The organism is Vibrio lentus, assembly GCF_002875945.1.
Classification (GTDB): domain Bacteria; phylum Pseudomonadota; class Gammaproteobacteria; order Enterobacterales; family Vibrionaceae; genus Vibrio; species Vibrio apostichopi.
On the sequence record NZ_MCZK01000122.1, the window covers coordinates 1 to 15,892 of the forward strand.

20 protein-coding genes are annotated in these 15,892 nt (G+C 43.0%); 2 read left to right on the plus strand and 18 right to left on the minus strand.

Going from position 1 to position 15,892, the window contains the following annotated elements; all coding sequences use genetic code 11:
* Nucleotides 1–502: 502 nt before the first annotated feature.
* The 7 genes from BCT49_RS13770 to dusA form a co-directional block, all read right to left on the minus strand.
* On the minus strand, nt 503–1,279 hold the full coding sequence (locus BCT49_RS13770; RefSeq protein WP_017080080.1) for a phosphoadenylyl-sulfate reductase: 777 nt from the start codon (nt 1,277–1,279) through the stop codon (nt 503–505).
* Nucleotides 1,272–2,999, minus strand: a complete 1,728-nt coding sequence (gene cysI, locus BCT49_RS13775) for an assimilatory sulfite reductase (NADPH) hemoprotein subunit (RefSeq protein ID WP_102435942.1) — start codon at nt 2,997–2,999, stop codon at nt 1,272–1,274. The genes BCT49_RS13770 and cysI overlap by 8 nt, the downstream gene beginning before the upstream one ends.
* The gene (locus BCT49_RS13780; protein ID WP_102435994.1) at nt 2,999–4,864 is read right to left on the minus strand and encodes an assimilatory sulfite reductase (NADPH) flavoprotein subunit; all 1,866 of its coding nucleotides are present in this window, start codon (nt 4,862–4,864) and stop codon (nt 2,999–3,001) included. The genes cysI and BCT49_RS13780 overlap by 1 nt, the downstream gene beginning before the upstream one ends.
* Before the next feature lie 123 nt (nt 4,865–4,987).
* Nucleotides 4,988–5,218 (minus strand): hypothetical protein, encoded by a 231-nt coding sequence (locus BCT49_RS13785; protein WP_102339310.1) that lies wholly within the window; start codon nt 5,216–5,218, stop codon nt 4,988–4,990.
* Between the two features lie 190 nt (nt 5,219–5,408).
* Nucleotides 5,409–6,077 carry a TIGR04219 family outer membrane beta-barrel protein gene (locus BCT49_RS13790; RefSeq protein ID WP_102435944.1) on the minus strand — a complete coding sequence of 223 codons (669 nt, stop codon included), beginning with the start codon at nt 6,075–6,077 and terminating at the stop codon, nt 5,409–5,411.
* A 135-nt stretch (nt 6,078–6,212) separates the two neighbouring features.
* Nucleotides 6,213–6,434 (minus strand): envelope stress response protein PspG, encoded by a 222-nt coding sequence (gene pspG / locus BCT49_RS13795; RefSeq protein ID WP_017108630.1) that lies wholly within the window; start codon nt 6,432–6,434, stop codon nt 6,213–6,215.
* Nucleotides 6,435–6,681: 247 nt separating this feature from the next.
* Nucleotides 6,682–7,686 (minus strand): tRNA dihydrouridine(20/20a) synthase DusA, encoded by a 1,005-nt coding sequence (gene dusA, locus BCT49_RS13800; protein ID WP_102435946.1) that lies wholly within the window; start codon nt 7,684–7,686, stop codon nt 6,682–6,684.
* Between the two features lie 104 nt (nt 7,687–7,790).
* On the opposite strand from dusA, the gene BCT49_RS13805 reads away from it, so the two are divergent.
* Both BCT49_RS13805 and BCT49_RS13810 read left to right on the plus strand, forming a co-directional pair.
* Nucleotides 7,791–8,867, plus strand: coding sequence for a site-specific integrase (locus BCT49_RS13805; RefSeq protein WP_102435948.1), 1,077 nt, complete (start codon nt 7,791–7,793; stop codon nt 8,865–8,867).
* A gap of 142 nt (nt 8,868–9,009) precedes the next feature.
* Nucleotides 9,010–10,893, plus strand: coding sequence for an SIR2 family protein (locus tag BCT49_RS13810; RefSeq protein ID WP_102435950.1), 1,884 nt, complete (start codon nt 9,010–9,012; stop codon nt 10,891–10,893).
* Nucleotides 10,894–11,133: 240 nt separating this feature from the next.
* Here the strand turns inward: BCT49_RS13810 and BCT49_RS25900 are convergent, their stop codons facing one another.
* The 11 genes from BCT49_RS25900 to BCT49_RS26295 all read right to left on the minus strand — a co-directional run bounded on the left by BCT49_RS25900 (nt 11,134) and on the right by BCT49_RS26295 (nt 15,876).
* Nucleotides 11,134–11,292, minus strand: a complete 159-nt coding sequence (locus BCT49_RS25900; RefSeq protein ID WP_198595864.1) for a hypothetical protein — start codon at nt 11,290–11,292, stop codon at nt 11,134–11,136.
* Nucleotides 11,292–11,510, minus strand: coding sequence for a hypothetical protein (locus tag BCT49_RS13815; RefSeq protein WP_050621043.1), 219 nt, complete (start codon nt 11,508–11,510; stop codon nt 11,292–11,294). The genes BCT49_RS25900 and BCT49_RS13815 overlap by 1 nt, the downstream gene beginning before the upstream one ends.
* A gap of 36 nt (nt 11,511–11,546) precedes the next feature.
* The gene (locus BCT49_RS13820; RefSeq protein WP_102435953.1) at nt 11,547–11,975 is read right to left on the minus strand and encodes a M15 family metallopeptidase; all 429 of its coding nucleotides are present in this window, start codon (nt 11,973–11,975) and stop codon (nt 11,547–11,549) included.
* 73 nt (nt 11,976–12,048) lie between these two features.
* On the minus strand, nt 12,049–12,732 hold the full coding sequence (locus BCT49_RS13825; protein WP_102435955.1) for a hypothetical protein: 684 nt from the start codon (nt 12,730–12,732) through the stop codon (nt 12,049–12,051).
* Complete coding sequence (locus tag BCT49_RS13830) at nt 12,732–13,382, minus strand: hypothetical protein (protein WP_102435957.1); 651 nt, start codon at nt 13,380–13,382, stop codon at nt 12,732–12,734. The genes BCT49_RS13825 and BCT49_RS13830 overlap by 1 nt, the downstream gene beginning before the upstream one ends.
* Nucleotides 13,379–14,302 (minus strand): hypothetical protein, encoded by a 924-nt coding sequence (locus BCT49_RS13835; protein WP_102435959.1) that lies wholly within the window; start codon nt 14,300–14,302, stop codon nt 13,379–13,381. The genes BCT49_RS13830 and BCT49_RS13835 overlap by 4 nt, the downstream gene beginning before the upstream one ends.
* The gene (locus BCT49_RS13840) at nt 14,283–14,489 is read right to left on the minus strand and encodes a hypothetical protein (RefSeq protein WP_004735824.1); all 207 of its coding nucleotides are present in this window, start codon (nt 14,487–14,489) and stop codon (nt 14,283–14,285) included. The genes BCT49_RS13835 and BCT49_RS13840 overlap by 20 nt, the downstream gene beginning before the upstream one ends.
* Nucleotides 14,489–14,635, minus strand: coding sequence for a hypothetical protein (locus BCT49_RS25905; protein WP_170960258.1), 147 nt, complete (start codon nt 14,633–14,635; stop codon nt 14,489–14,491). Before BCT49_RS25905 ends, BCT49_RS13840 begins: the two co-directional genes overlap by 1 nt.
* Nucleotides 14,636–14,637: 2 nt before the next feature.
* The gene (locus BCT49_RS13845) at nt 14,638–14,910 is read right to left on the minus strand and encodes a hypothetical protein (RefSeq protein ID WP_004735826.1); all 273 of its coding nucleotides are present in this window, start codon (nt 14,908–14,910) and stop codon (nt 14,638–14,640) included.
* 9 nt (nt 14,911–14,919) lie between these two features.
* A complete protein-coding gene (locus tag BCT49_RS13850; RefSeq protein ID WP_050621038.1) occupies nt 14,920–15,735 on the minus strand; it encodes a major capsid protein P2 in 816 nt (271 codons plus the stop codon).
* A 12-nt stretch (nt 15,736–15,747) separates the two neighbouring features.
* Nucleotides 15,748–15,876 carry a hypothetical protein gene (locus tag BCT49_RS26295; RefSeq protein ID WP_258185233.1) on the minus strand — a complete coding sequence of 43 codons (129 nt, stop codon included), beginning with the start codon at nt 15,874–15,876 and terminating at the stop codon, nt 15,748–15,750.
* Between the last annotated feature and the right edge of the window lie 16 nt (nt 15,877–15,892).

Here is a 15,892-nt window from a genome sequence, read left to right on the forward strand (position 1 = left end):
CAAGTTTGTTACCGAAGTAACGGTTACTACCTAAGTAATAACGTTTTGATATTCATCAACGAGTGCCCACACAGATTGATAGGTTTAAATTGTTAAAGAGCTTCTCTTCGTTGTGACTTACATCACTTCGGAAGAGGCGGCCATTCTAGCGTTTTAATTCTCAGTGTCAAACACTTTTGAAAATTAATTTCTACTTTCTAAAAGTAGGAGCGAATAATCGCTTAAAGCTAGTTGCCTTACTAACATTCTTCGCTGAAGCCTTGTGGCGTCTACCGTGTCAGTGAGGCGGCATTATAGAGATGTTCCTCACATTGGCAAGTGTTTATTATAGAAAAGTGCAAAAATAACGGTTAGATGATGGATAAACACCCAAAGCCTTATTTATGCAAGTTTAACTACAAAGTACCTACACAATAACCACAGACTTATCCACAATCACTTTAATTTTATCCCCTAGAAACTAAAAAGCTGCCTTGAGGCAGCTTTTTAAATGGCAATGAGTCTATATCCCAGAGCCATATTGCTCTCCATCGTCTTCATGAAGGCCACATTCTCGTTTTAACCCATTAAAACGGGTTTCTTCTTCAGTCATACCCGGTTCCCATTTCTTAGTCGTATGTGTATCTCCAACAGAAAGGTACCCCTGCTCGCGAAGTGGGTGGTAACTGAGACCATGCTCTTCCAAGTAATAGTGAACATCTTTATTCGTCCAATCAATTACTGGCAAGAATTTAAACACACCATTTTGGATAGATAAAATTGGCAGATTTGCGCGCGATTGAGATTGCTCTCTTCTTAAGCCGGAAAACCATGTGCCAGCCTCTAGCTCATCCAGCGCTCTCCTCATCGGTTCAACTTTATTAAGCTTGTTGTACTTCTCTATCCCTTCGATACCTTGGTCCCAAAGTTTGCCATATTGCGCTTCTTGCCAATTAGGGCTCTGTTGAGAACGAAAGACTTGCAGGTTAAGAGTTAACTTCTGACTTAACTCATCGATAAAACGGTACGTTTCCGGGAATAGATACCCAGTGTCCGTAAGAATAACTGGAATATCAGGTTTTGCTTGAGTCACTAAGTGCAGCATCAACGCCGCTTGGATTCCGAAACTAGAAGACACAACATGTGTCCCTTCTAAATGTTCTAGTGCCCACTTAACTCTTTCTAATGCGGTTAGCTGCTCTAACTCAGCATTAATTTGTCCAAGACGAAGTATCTGCTCCGTCTTAGTCAATGCGAGTAGCTCTGCTAACTTCAGTTTTGAAGCGACAGAATTATGCATGCAGATCCCTCTTTGAAATGATCACCTCTTCGATGATGCCAGCTCGGATTGTAAAATCACCGAACCCTTCATTGTCGTTACGTTCCGTAGCCCAACGTCCCACCAGCGAATCAATATCTTCTAAGATCTGAGCTGAAGTGATGTTCTCTTTATACATCTTAGGGATACGAGTTCCGGCTTTGTTGCCACCTAAGTGCATGTTGTAACGCCCCGGCGCCTTGCCGACTAAACCCAGTTCAGCCAACATTGCACGACCACAACCGTTTGGACAACCCGTGATACGAAGGATGATGTTATCTTCTTCTGGTAATCCGTGTTTCTTCAGAATGTTTTCAACATCCGTTACAAACTCAGGAAGAAAACGCTCAGCTTCAGCCATTGCTAGAGGACATGTTGGGAATGCCACACAAGCCATTGAGTTTTTACGCTGCTCGGAAACGGCATCATCCATCAGACCGTATTGACGTGCCAGCTTTTCAATTTTTACCTTTTGGCTCTTAGGTACACCTGCAACAATTAGGTTTTGGTTCGCTGTCATTCGGAAGTCACCTTTGTGGATCTTCGCTATTTCAGCAACACCTGTTTTCAGCGCTTTCCCTGGGAAATCAAGTAAACGACCATTTTCGATGAATAACGCTAAGTGATGCTTACCATCAATGCCTTCCGCCCAACCGATACGATCGCCACGGCCAGTAAACTCATAAGGACGGCTTTCAGAAAACTCAACGCCTGCACGTTTTTCTACTTCTGCTTTGAATACATCAATACCAACACGGTCTAATGTGTATTTGGTTTTTGCGTTCTTACGGTTCGAACGGTTACCCCAATCACGCTGAGTCGTTACCACCGCAGCTGCTACATCTAACGTTTTATCTAATGGCACAAAACCAAAATCGTCAGCTTTACGTGCATAAGTAGAAGTATCTCCGTGCGTCATTGCAAGACCGCCACCGACTAAGACATTAAAGCCCACCAGCTTTCCGTCTTTAGCAATCGCGATGAAGTTAAGATCGTTAGCATGAACATCTACGTCATTTTGCGGAGGAATTACAACCGTCGTCTTAAACTTACGTGGTAGGTAGTTGCTACCTAAGATAGGTTCTTCATCCGTTGTTGCTAGCTTTTCACCATCTAACCAGATTTCTGCATAAGCACGAGTCTTAGGTAATAGATGTTCACTGATCTTTTTCGCCCACTCGTAGGCTTCTTGATGGAGCTCAGACTCAACCGGGTTTGTGGTACACAAAACATTTCGGTTTACGTCACCCGCCGTTGCAATGGAATCAATACCAATACTGTTTAGTGTTTGGTGCATTAATTTAATGTTCGGCTTCAACACACCGTGAAACTGAAAAGTTTGACGAGTTGTGAGACGGATAGAACCATAAGAGGTGCTTTCATCTGCGAATTTATCAATCGCGAGCCACTGCTTCGGAGTGATGATCCCGCCAGGCATACGCGCACGCAGCATGACATTATGTAAAGGTTCTAACTTTTGCTTGGTACGTTCATTACGAATATCACGGTCGTCTTGTTGGTACATACCGTGGAAACGAATCAACTGAAAGTTATCTGCGGTAAAGCCACCCGTAATTCTATCTTGGAGATCTTGTTCAATCGTACCGCGAAGATTTTTACTTTCACGCTTAAGACGTTCGTTATCAGCCAAAGGTCCCAGTACTTGACCTAGCACTTCTTGCTCTATTACTTGCTTGCTCATTAGTACACATCCCTTTGGTAACGTTTCGCTTTACGTAAATCATTAATATATTGTTCAGCTTGTTCGCGGCTCTGATTGCCATGTTTTTCCGCTATCGAGACTAACGCTTCATGAACATCTTTCGCCATTCGAGTCGCATCGCCACAAACATAGAGGTACGCGCCCTCTTGAAGCCATTGCCAAACCTGCTCTGCTTGTTCAATTAAACGATCTTGAACATAAACCTTTTCTTTTTGGTCACGACTAAAGGCAACATCAAGCTTGCTTAACGCACCAGACTTAAGATATTTCTGCCATTCGACTTGATATAAGAAATCTTGAGTGAAAGTTCGGTCACCAAAGAACAGCCAGCTTTTGCCTTCAGCATCATTGTTTTCACGCTCTTGAACAAAACTGCGGAACGGTGCGATACCGGTACCCGGGCCGACCATGATGATTGGTGTATTGTCGTCTTGTGGTAATTTGAAGTTATTGTTGTTCTCAACAAACACCTTCACTTCACCACCTTCTTCAAGTCGTTGAGCTAAGAAGCTAGAAGCTCCGCCTAAACGAGACTCTTCGCCTTTTTGATATTCAACCAAACCAACCGTCAAGTGAACTTCTTCATCCACTTCAGCTTGGCTTGATGCAATAGAGTAGAGACGCGGTGTCAGCTTACGTAGTAGACCAATCAATTCATCAGCCGATAGCTTAGTTTTCTTCTCAGCTAAAACATCGACAACTTGAGTATTACCCGCGTATTCACGAAGCTTGTCTTTATCTTCCACCAGCTTAATTAACTTCTTGCTGCCCGAAAGCTCAGCAAACTTAGTCACTAGTTGAGGGTTTGAAGATGTAATTTCGAATTTACTGACGAGTGCGCTGTGGATAGATAAGTTGTCACCATCGACATCAACACTTTCGATACCAGATAACCCAACCTTAGACAGGATCTGATTAGCGAGTTCTGAACTGTTTTCAAACCATACGCCTAGCGCATCACCCGGTTGGTAAGTAATACCCGACTCATCAAGATCAATCTCGATATGACGAACATCTTTGCCCGAATCACGACCGGTGATCTTTTGGCTCGTCAATAGTGTCGCGGTGTATGGATTTTGTTTGGTGTATTGCGAATGACCGGCAGCCGCTTGACCTACTGGTAATTGAACCACATCGGCTTCAGTGCCTGTCGATAGCGTCTCTTTTACTTGCTCTAATGCTTTAGCGCGCCATTCCGTTGCTGATTCTTCGTAATCAACATCACAATCAAGACGCTCGACAAACGATTTAGCACCAAGCTTAGCGAGGAAGTTATCGAAGTCTTTAGCTGTTTGGCAGAAAAACTCATAGCTTGAGTCACCTAAACCAATAACACCGTATTGTAGGTTTGATAATTTTGGCGCTTTCTTCGATTGTAGGAATTCATGCAACTCAATAGCGTTATCAGGAGCTTCGCCCTCACCATTGGTTGAAGCCACAAAAATGACGTGTGTCTCTTTGGCTAGGTTCTTACCTTTATAATCACTTGCATCGAAAAGCTCGACAGCAATACCCAAGGCTTTAGCTTCTGCCTCAAGCGATTCAGCGACGCCTTTCGCATTGCCAGTTTGAGAAGCAAAGATAATACTTAGCTTGCCCGCAGGTTTAGCCGCTACTGCCGCAGCCGCTTGAGCGATAGGTGCTGCTGCACCGACAGGCTGAGCTTGGCTCACACCCCAAAGATAACCACTAACCCATGCCAGTTGCTGAGAAGATAATTCAGAAACAGTTTGCTGAAGATGACCCAATTGTTGGTCATTAAGTGGTGCAGCCAGTCCAGGTAACTCGTTAGCCCCAGACTGTGTATTATTATTTTGTGAAGACTCTTTCTTATTTAAAGACATGGTCACGACATCCCTAATCATTGCGTGACGATAGATTAACCACTCCTTTTAATAACAAGAAAGAATAGAAAAGTATGTTTTATAACTTTTTGGAAGTAAAAACCGATTGAACAGTAAATTGGCCTACTGGTTTTCAATGCGTACTTGTTGGAAGCCAACCGCCATTGCCGACTTCGATGCCAAGTCAAGATCCGCATAATGGCACTCTTCACCATGAACATCGGTGAGTAGCACGAAGCCTCCCCCCATATGACGAAACTCGACAACCCAAGCCCCTTCTTGAATTGAGGGCTCTATGATGGCTTCAACTAACAGGTTTTCTCGATATAAATTTCGTAATTCATTGAGTGTCATATCCCATCCCTTGCTTTGACCTCACAACATAGACCTTATAAGAATAGACGCTAATTCGATCTCTGTATAAGGATGGTCGAAAGTGATGAATGTGCTAACTAATTCCAGAAAGATATAATCAATAGATATAAAAAAACGCCACTTAATAAAGTGGCGTTCTTAAAATTTATTCTAAATGAGCTTGAATAGCCTAGAAGCGCACTTCAGCGCCAGCAAACCAGCCATCTACCATGACAAAGCTTTTACCTAGATCAGAGCTAAAGAACTCATCTGAGTCTAAATCGATAACACGGTAACCACCACGCAGGGCAATTTCAGATTCTGATACTGGAATTCGGTACTGAACACCCGCCATCAAGTCAGTGCTCTTAATACCACTGCTATCACCGAACTCCATCGTACCAATGATATCGAAGTTGGTGTCAGGAACGTTGATCTCTGCGTTACCGTAGAAGCTCCAAGTGAATTCATCAAAGCTTGTTTGAGCGCCACCCGTTTTCGGTTCGATGTAATTCGAGTTTGAATATTGCGTGAACGTCACACCTGCATCAAAGTTCATCAGCTTATGATCTAACAATGTGTAATAGAAGGTGTAATCGTACTTATCGAAGGCCAATGAATCCGCATCGACAGAAGTATAGCGAAAACTAGCGTTTGGTAGCATCGGGGCATTGTGCTCAAATGCGAGATACAACGAAGGTGAATTAGAGTCGTCATCTTGTCTAACTTCGTTTAGCTTTGTACTTCCCCACCACATATCGGCACCGACTTTAGCCGTGTAAGAAAACTCTTCTTCAGCAGATACTGCCGAGCTTAAAGATAGCATTCCCACTAAAGCAATTAATGGCATTTTATTCATTTGAGGTAGCTCCAATTCCATATCGTTGTGCTAATTGTATGCACATTCATAGATTATTGGGGAAAATTCTATCACACATCTTAAATTCTCAAACGATAAACCGCTGACGAGTAAAGATTTGACGACACCATGACCTTAGTAACGTCTTTGGTTAGAACTGTGTACAAAGTTTTTGAAAAACCAGATACCCAATGCAATTACGATTAACCAAGGCAGCAACTTAAACACGACGCCCATCATACCTAAGACCAACATGACTGCTAACGCGACTCCGGTTGCAGCCAATACCGTCATAAACGTAATACCAGTGACAAGTAGAGTGGCAACGAAAATAAGAACAAAGATTAATTCAAACATAATGGTCTCCCTAATGAGTTAATGACCTATCTTTCCTACTTTCTAACATTGCAGCTTCCATACCAAGTTAATAAAACCAATAAAACCCTTATTTATCAGTTAAATAAAAAGCCACACATATTAATGCGTGACTTTTAAAGAAACTATCAATGGTAAATTTAGCCTCTAGTGGCGAATTTAACCTTAGATTTTAATCTTGATCTTTAAGCTTGGGCTTTTAAGCTCAAACTTAAAGCTTCGAAAGAAGTTATACGTTTAGCTCTTTAGGGATCTTAGCCAATGCTGTCTGCACCACCTCGATACCCGCGCCTTTCTTATGCGCATTTTCACTGATGTAGCGACGCCATTGTCTTGCACCCGGCATGCTTTGGAACAAACCAAGCATATGACGAGAGATGTGTCCTAGGCTTGCACCATTCGATAATTCACGCTCAATGTACGGATACATCTCTTCAACTACTTGTGAGCGCTTCTTAATTGGCGTATCCAAACCAAAGATCTGTTGGTCGACTTCAGCCAAGATAAACGGGCTATGGTATGCCTCACGACCAATCATCACACCATCAAGGTGTTGCAAGTGCTCTTTAGTTTGCTCAAGCGTCGTAATGCCACCATTTACAGCAATCACAAGATCTGAGAAGTCTTTCTTGATTTGGTATGCACGATCGTAATCTAGCGGTGGGATCTCACGGTTCTCTTTCGGGCTAAGGCCACTCAACCATGCTTTACGAGCATGAATAGTAAATTGCTCACAGCCGCCTTTTTCAGAAACCGTCGCAACAAACTTAGTTAGAAACTCATAAGAGTCTTGGTCATCGATACCAATTCGCGTTTTCACAGTAATTGGAATATCAGTCACTTCCTTCATCGCTGAAACACAATCTGCCACCAGCTCTGGTTCAGCCATCAAACATGCACCAAAGCGACCATTCTGAACTCGGTCTGAAGGACAACCTACGTTTAGGTTGACTTCATCATAGCCACGCTCACCAGCAAGCTTGGCACAAGCAGCTAAATCAACAGGATTTGAACCACCAAGTTGAAGTGCAAGAGGATGTTCTTGCTCGTTATATTCTAGGAAGTCGCCCTTACCATGTAAGATCGCACCTGTGGTTACCATTTCCGTGTACAGAAGAGTCTGCTGAGAAAGCAAGCGGTGAAAGTAACGACAGTGGCGGTCAGTCCAATCGAGCATGGGTGCAACAGAAAGTCGGTTACTAGCGTATTTACTGGTTTTATTAGTGTTTGTCATGATTCAGTCTCAATTAATACTGTACAAACATACAGTGAATTACCTAGAATTAAACGGAATTACTTCCTGTAGTACCCCTCAAGTACCCCTTTAGGAGTTGGACAATGGCAAGTTATACCATCGAGACCAGAAAGCTAAAAAGCGGTGAACCAAGGTTCAAGGTAACAATCATCGTTAAAAAGAATTCGCGCATTATACACAGGGAAAGCAAAACTCTAAAAAAGAAAGCACTCGCTAAATCTTTCGGTAAAAAAAGGGTAGCTGAACTAGAAGCTCAAGGGGTACTCAATCAGCTAAAAACAGTCCCCCTTTCGGTACTCCTCGATTTATTCATGACCGAAAGAGATCTTTGGGACAATACAGGCCGCACCAAACGCTATGTGATTAAGATGCTTAGGGATTGCGACATCGCCAATGTTGAGAGTAATCAACTACGAACAAGTGACTTAATCGAGCACTGCAAAAACAGAAGAGGCGCAGGAGCCAAACCCGCAACGATTTATCATGATATTGCTTACCTACGTTCTGTAATGAAAAAGTCTAAGCCTGTCTTCAACATCGACACCAATCACCAGATATTTGATGAAGCCGTACCCGTCCTGATTGATATGGGGTTAGTCGGTAAGAGTCAGAAACGAACACGCCGCCCTACTTCTGAAGAACTGAAACTCTTAAAACTTGGATTAGAACAACGTGAGTCTTTCCGGCCAAACGGCACAACGCGAATTCCATTCACAGATATTCTTGAGTTCAGCATTCTCACTTGTATGCGAATAGGTGAAGTCTGCAAGTTGCGTTGGGAAGACCTCAACCAAGAACATAAAACGATACTCGTCAGAGACAGAAAAGACCCAAGGAAGAAAGAAGGTAATCACATGATTGTGCCGTTGCTTGGCGAGTCATTTGCGATCGCACTGAAACAACCAAACAAAGGCGAACTCATTTTCCCGTACAACTCACGTAGTGTTAGCGCAGGCTTCCAGCGAGTTAGAAATGAGCTAGGTATCGAAGACTTGAGATATCACGATTTGCGGAGAGAGGGTGCAAGTCGGTTATTCGAAAAAGGATATTCCATAGAAGAAGTAGCCCAAGTGACTGGCCATAGAAACTTGAATATTTTATGGCAAGTATATACTCAGTTATACCCTCAAAAGTTACATACTAAACGACTACCGCATTAGGAGTGCCCCATTTACAACACGTAGAATTCCCCAATGAAAACAAAGCTAAAGTCACCTAAATAAAAAATATTGATGGTCCTTACTTTTTATTCAAGTACTATTTGCGCCAGAAATATAACTAACTAATTTAAAGAACATTCAGATGGCTATTGTAACGAAACCTCAAAAACACTTACTCAATATACTAAAAACTACAAACAATCCTAATTTCACTCTATTTTTAGGAGCTGGCTCTAGTGTTACAAGTGGCGTAAAAAACGCTACGACATTGATTAACCAATGGCGTACTACATACTCTGAAATGTACCCTGAGCTAGACATAAAAGATGAATATTGGTATGACCAACCAACAGAGTACTCAGTACTCTTCGAAAGGTTGTATGATCAGCCTTCACAAAGACGTGAATTTATAGAGAACTGCGTAAAAGATGCACTCCCATCTTGGGGCTATATCTACTTAGCTAACCTTTTAAAGGAAAACATCTTCAACACTGTATTTACAACAAACTTTGATGATTTAATCAATGAAGCTTGCTACTCATTTAGTACAAATTTAAAACCACTAGTATCAGCTCATGATTCTAGTATTTCGTCCGTACGTATAACGTCACCTCGTCCTAAAATCATCAAACTACACGGTGATTTTCTATTCGATGATATCAAGAACACAGTCAGAGAGCTTGAATCATTAGAAGACAATATGAGATCCAAATTTAAACAATACGCATCTGAATTTGGCATGATCGTTGTTGGTTACTCAGGTAATGACCGTTCCATAATGGAAACCCTCAACACACTGTTACGAAATGATAGTAACTTTCCTCACGGCATATACTGGTGCGTAAGAAAAGATACTGATTTAACTAAACTGTCAAAAGATCTCGAAGAGTTAACAAGGTTCCCGAGGTTTCACCTGATAACTATTGATGGTTTTGATGAACTCCTAGCAGATGTACATCACTGTTTGCAGTTAAAAATGCAAGATGAAGTATCGAACCCTTATAAGCACTTAGCCGAACGTCTTGATAATTTCGTCAGTCTCAACGACTCAGGCGAAGGTGAAGAACATGAGCATGCAGCGATCAACACCGATATCCAAGTATTGAAGAACAACATCCAAAGAATTCACCATGCTATCGAGATGGTCGATAAGGTTGAGCAAGTATTAAAAGCGGATCAAACTGACACACAAAAAGTAAGTCAGATGCTTCAAGAGTTGGGTTCTGAACTGCAAACGATCAAAAACGGTGTGACTGATGAAGTTCACCTGATCGCAACACCTAATGCATTAATGGCAGATATCGAGTTAGGTGAGGAAAATTACGAAAAAGCAATCGGGCTATCCTTAAAGGCTCTAGAATCAAGAATTACTGTGCAAGCTCTTTCAACTTTAGTTTTAAGTCTATGTAAAAATGGAGAGTCAAAACGCTTTATTGAAACTCATAAATACTTCGGACAACTTGAATCCATCAGTGACAAAGAGGCAAAGAAACTAATCTCAACAGTTGTCGAACTTATTGATGAAAACTTCCTTGAAGAAGCTCTGTTTATTCTAAGCTTCCTAAGCTCTATGAAAGTATCACTTAGAATTAAAACATTCCTAAATCTAAACGAAGCATTAATACTTCGCTTGCAGGAAAAAGATATCCCTGAAGAACTGCTTCAATTGGTTCAACATGATCTTGACCGAATGGTAGAAAGCAAAGATAGTTGGCTAACATTTGGTCTATCACTTATATTAAGTAATGATGATAGAGCATACAAAGCAGCGCAATCACTTTCAACAAATCAGATCTTAGTGGTAATTAATAGAGACCAACCTATTATGAGATTGATTTCTGAAGATTTGTATGCAATGTTACTTACTCTCCCTCAAGTCGAAGCAATGCTTGATGACGAAGAATTAGATGAAACCTCTGATAACGTCACTACAAGCTTGACGGAAGACAATGCTACTGATATTAAAGTGCAGCCAAATGACGGAGACAACACTGACTCAAAGGATGAGGTTAACTGTTCGGTCTAAGACCAAATAGAGAGGAGCTAATTATGAAAGAAAAAATGCCTAAAGCGACTTATAAACTTTCTAATGAAGAAAGAGAAAAGCTAAAGAAACTAACTAAAAAATAATTCTACAAAAGGGACCGCACTTGCGGTCCTTTTGCTTCTTATCTTCTGACTCTCTTTTCAACATCCCCCAAAACTCACAATAGAAAGGACTTAACGTCTCATAGTTGAATTGATGCTTTATTAAGGAATAATAAATTTAACTTGAACGGTGGCGTTCTAACTGGGTCAAACGCTCATCCATCTTTTCCATCATCAAGCGCAGCCATTTAACATCGGTTTTGAGTGTGACGCCTACACCAACCCCGCTAGATAGAGCACTGACAACGGCAACAATTATTGTTTGATACTCTGCCATTACTTGAACTCATTGCGTAGGGTTTCCCATAGGCCAAATACTATTGGAGCACTTACGCCAATAATGCCACCGAATTGAACACCATCTGCCGATATGCTCGCGGTGATAAGTTCAGGGTGACCAGCTACCAAAGCAGCTCCCGCGCCCAGTAACGCTAAACCCTTTTTAGTGGATGGTTGGTCAAGGTCGATTCCGATTTTTTCTAATAAGCTTTTCATAGTAATTTGCTCTTCCTTAAATACTTGATGGTGTAACTATGAGTAATGGGCTCTATCGAGTTCGATATGAGGACCATCTTTAAAGCTGACCCAATCACCGCCCCATACAATCGGAATACCTAACTCATCCGCTGCCTGCTTGAATGCCCAACTCACTTGTTCGTAATAACTAAAGCCCCACGTCACTTTGCCGTTTTCGTCATACACCACAAAATCAACCGCGCAGCCTGATTGGTGACGGCTTTTTTTGCTGTATCCGTCTAACTGGCTTGCGCCTTGTTTGAATAGAGCGTTCTGTTCCTCTGCGGTGCGCTTACCTGACGTGATGCCAAAATCAAACGGGGTTAGCTCAATAGCGCGGCGAACGACTCGCTTTAAATCACCGTGTACGCCCACCATGCGCATCTCACTTCTAGCTGATAAAGCAAAGCCACTCACTATTTTGATTATTTTGTCTTTTTTCATTAGGTACCCCCCAAACAGGATCAGGAAAAGCAGTACTAGCAAATGCTTAATATTCATTACCACCAAACCCTTGTTAATCAGGCACCGGATAAACAGCTTCCTCAGCAATCCACGCCTTTTTGACATGAATAAGCCCAAACAAGTTTTCTAACGTTGCAGGTGCCTCTTCCAAGTAAACCATCACATCATTAGTTATATCTTCCACATCGAAAGAAATTTGAAGTTCTGATTCAGCAATACTGGCTACATCGCCCGCTTGAACATTAAGAACAACATCAGACGAGCCACCAAAGACCAATGACGAATCACTCGAAGAGTACGCAGCTGTCACACTGCAATACGTGCCTCTATATGATGGGGCGGCTTGAGTCTTAATTCCGATTACGCAAGAAATAGGAGTATCTAACGCGCTCACCTTCGCAGCCGTTGACGCATCAAGATTTATCTTCCCTTTGAGCGTGACCGACATCATTAACGATACAGAATCATAAGGCTCCGCTTTCGTTATCAAATCGACTGCTGACTTTAATTGCATTCTTCGACCCCACTCACCATTAATGCTTTCATTTCGATGATACAGAGCCGCGTTATGACTACGCTCAGGATCGTCATAAAGGTTATTTAAGATGGTCACGAAACCGGACGCGCTCCCGCCATCTTGAGCACTTAGAGGAATACAGGCCAAGACATTAGCCCCGACTTCCCCAACTGAGCCCGAACTCGAAGAGGCTTGGGGTGGGTTTGAAAGTTGGAACATTAGATAAACTCCCCTACTTTGACGCTATCGCCTATGGCACCTTGCAGTGTCACGATGGCATCCGTTTGAATTAATGTATGACCGCCAGCTGTAAGATCAATTAAGCCTTGCACCAACACGGGACTGGCATTGTCGGTAGAAGCCTGAATAAAGAGCCCTTTACGCCCAGCTTTCCCATCAATAGTTTGCTCATCGCTTGTTAAATCCAATAACCCACTGCCGACCTTTTGCAAGGTGTACAAATCAGCAAGCTTTTCCACCTTGAGGACGTCATTTTGAATGCGTGTTTTTACCTCGGTTTGGACTTCGCCCACCTTTATAGGGGATAGAACTTTATCAACGGTAATGGGCGTTAAAATCTCGCTAATCGCTACCGAATTACTGATATCAATTTTTTGCGCTTTGGTGATGATTGGAACATCTGCGATTTGATATTCAATCGTCACGGCATCCGCTTTGTGATTAAAAAGTTCAAGCTCGTCAAAACGAGTGATATCAACCGTGTCACCGCGTTCAATCTCTACAGGTCGCAGAGCATCACCGCGCAGCATGACGGTATTACTGGCCTCACGCATGATGAGATACTTACCAGCCTGACCTGCGTTAAATTTAATTGCTTCACCAGTATTTAAGGTATGCAGTTGCTTCATTGCTTACGCCCCGCGAACATATAAGCCATCGTTAATAACGAGACGAGAATCCCGACAATAAGAGACACATTTTTCAGTAGCTCGTTATTACTTTCGTTCTCACCCGTTTGCTCTCGCGCTTTTGCTGCCCCTGCTATGGCAAGTGCTGCTTTGGTCGTTTCCGTTTGTTGGCCTGCCATGGATTTAATGGAATCTATCGCGTGCTCGCTAAGATTTGCATTTGCATCCAATGCGCTCTCACCAAAACTGAACGCTCCGTCTAACGCTTTCTCACCAAATCCCAAAGATGCATCAACGGTATCTGTTGAAAAATCTAATGCGTCAGTTCCGAAATTAAACGCTTCTTCTGCCGTTCGACCTGCAACCGCCATTGCGCCATGGTCAGTCATGCTTAAATTAATGTCAGAGTTTTCTATCCCTGACAGCGCAAAGCCATTGTTATCGCCACCGATACCTTGGCTATTGCTTTTGTTTGTGGTTGTGGTGACGGTTTTAGCGTCACTTCTTGAGCTACTTTTCCCGCCCATATCATCAAACCTTATCTGTAATACATGCTCATTCTTGTGAGTTTCAACCTCTCGAACAGGCAATCGTAATTTACGCTGAATATAGCGATGGGCTCCGCGTTTGCTAAAGTGGGCGCGAATGGAGTCAAAGCCGTTCGCTTTACCGTGATTAATTGCACTGAGCGTACCCGCTGCCATATCACCCGCTAACGCAACCACCACCAACTCCTTAGAGCCTGATTGTGATTGCTCTCCGCGCAGTAACATGTAGGTATCTTCCACTCGATAAAGGGACTCTCGCCCCTCTTGAACTTCAATTTCTGCTTGTTTGAGGTAATCACCAAGGGCTTTACATAGCCTCGGCTTGGCATTGCCCCAAGTTTCAGGAATTAAGTTACTTTCGAGTGAGAACATACAGCGCAATCAGAGCAACAAGCGCAATTCCCCACCACGGTATGCCGTTGTTGCTGCCAAAATTCATTGCGCCAGCAGTAAAGCCACTGTTATTTGTGGTGTTAGACGTATTACCTGATTTTGCTGGACCCGAAGACCCGCCCGTCAAGCCACCGCCACCCGTTAAAGACGTTAATGAACCTAGCATTAGCGAAACACTCCCGATTTGTAGGCAAGGTATAACAGGGCAATCAACGCGGTAGCAGTCAGAGCCTTATTGATGCCCTGACTCACACCAAACCCAAGTGCAGATCCAAGCCCAAGCCCACCTAAACCAATGAAAAGTAATGGCATAACTATTTACCTTTCAGCATGACAACAAGCAGAACCAGCACTAACAGCGCAGCAATACCACCACCGATATAAAGCAGGGTGTTATCTTTCGCTACCAGTGAGCCTTGAGGGGTTGTAACAGCGTTGCCGTTATTATCAACAACGGGTGCGTTAGGTTGCTGGGTAGTGTTCGGGTTAGATGAATTGTCATCATCACCAAACAGCCAATCGGCATTTTCACCCACGCTATCAAGCGCACCACCCCCAAACTCTAAGAGGTCATCAAAAAAGCTCATATCGGCTCCTTAGCTTCGACCCGCGAGCATTTCAGGGCGAACCACTTTCACCGATTCAACCAAAATAGGAATTGAGCCTGCTACGTCACTCGTTGTTACTGAGAACTTCAAGTTAGAGCTGTGCTGTGTTGGAAATAGCTCATCGATAGAGAAGCCACGCACAATAGGGTCGAAGTGAAAGTAACCAGCTTGAGGTGTACGTTCGTTACGCTTGGCGTTCGCTTCATTGATAAACTTGTTGGCTTCGTACTCTTTGACAAAGTCGCGCTCAACTTCGAGTTTAGTGATACCCGTATGCATAAAGTGCGCACGACGTAAACTAATCAATGGGCTTGAGACTAGGCTTGTAAATTCGTTCACCCCTGCCGCGTTCGCTGGCATGGTTTCGCGCTTAACCATTGGCACGATGATTCGTGCAGGTTGTGCATTAGTCACCCACGCATGAACTTGAATCGATAGCGGGTCGCCACTGGCTTTCGCTTTGAACTGGATATCTAAGTGAATGTTGTCACCCGCTTCCGTCACCAGCCCCGTGTAACGAACACCATTTTTAGTACGTGCGGAAATATCACTAAATGGGATCACGTAGTGGCCTGTTGTATGAGCACGTTGTTTGTAACGCTCAAGCATCAAAATCTCACTGCCCGTTAAGACATAGATTTCTTCTGCATTAAGCGTGATAGACAAACGCTCAATATCGGCTGCTTCGGCATTGGTCTCTAATACCAACTCTTGATAAGTAGGACCAACAGGGATAGGTAACGTACCTTTTTGTCCCCAAGCAGCACCGACCATGGAATTAAGTTTGATTGGTTTTACTGACATGTTTATATCTCCTTAAAACCAGCCACGCTTGCCGTTAATGAGTTCTTTAATTGCTTCTAGCGTTGATACGTTATTGATGATGGCAATCACCAGTAAGGTCAGTGCTACAGCAATCAACATGTTTTTATGTTGAGCTTTCATGAGTTCCCCTGTCTCT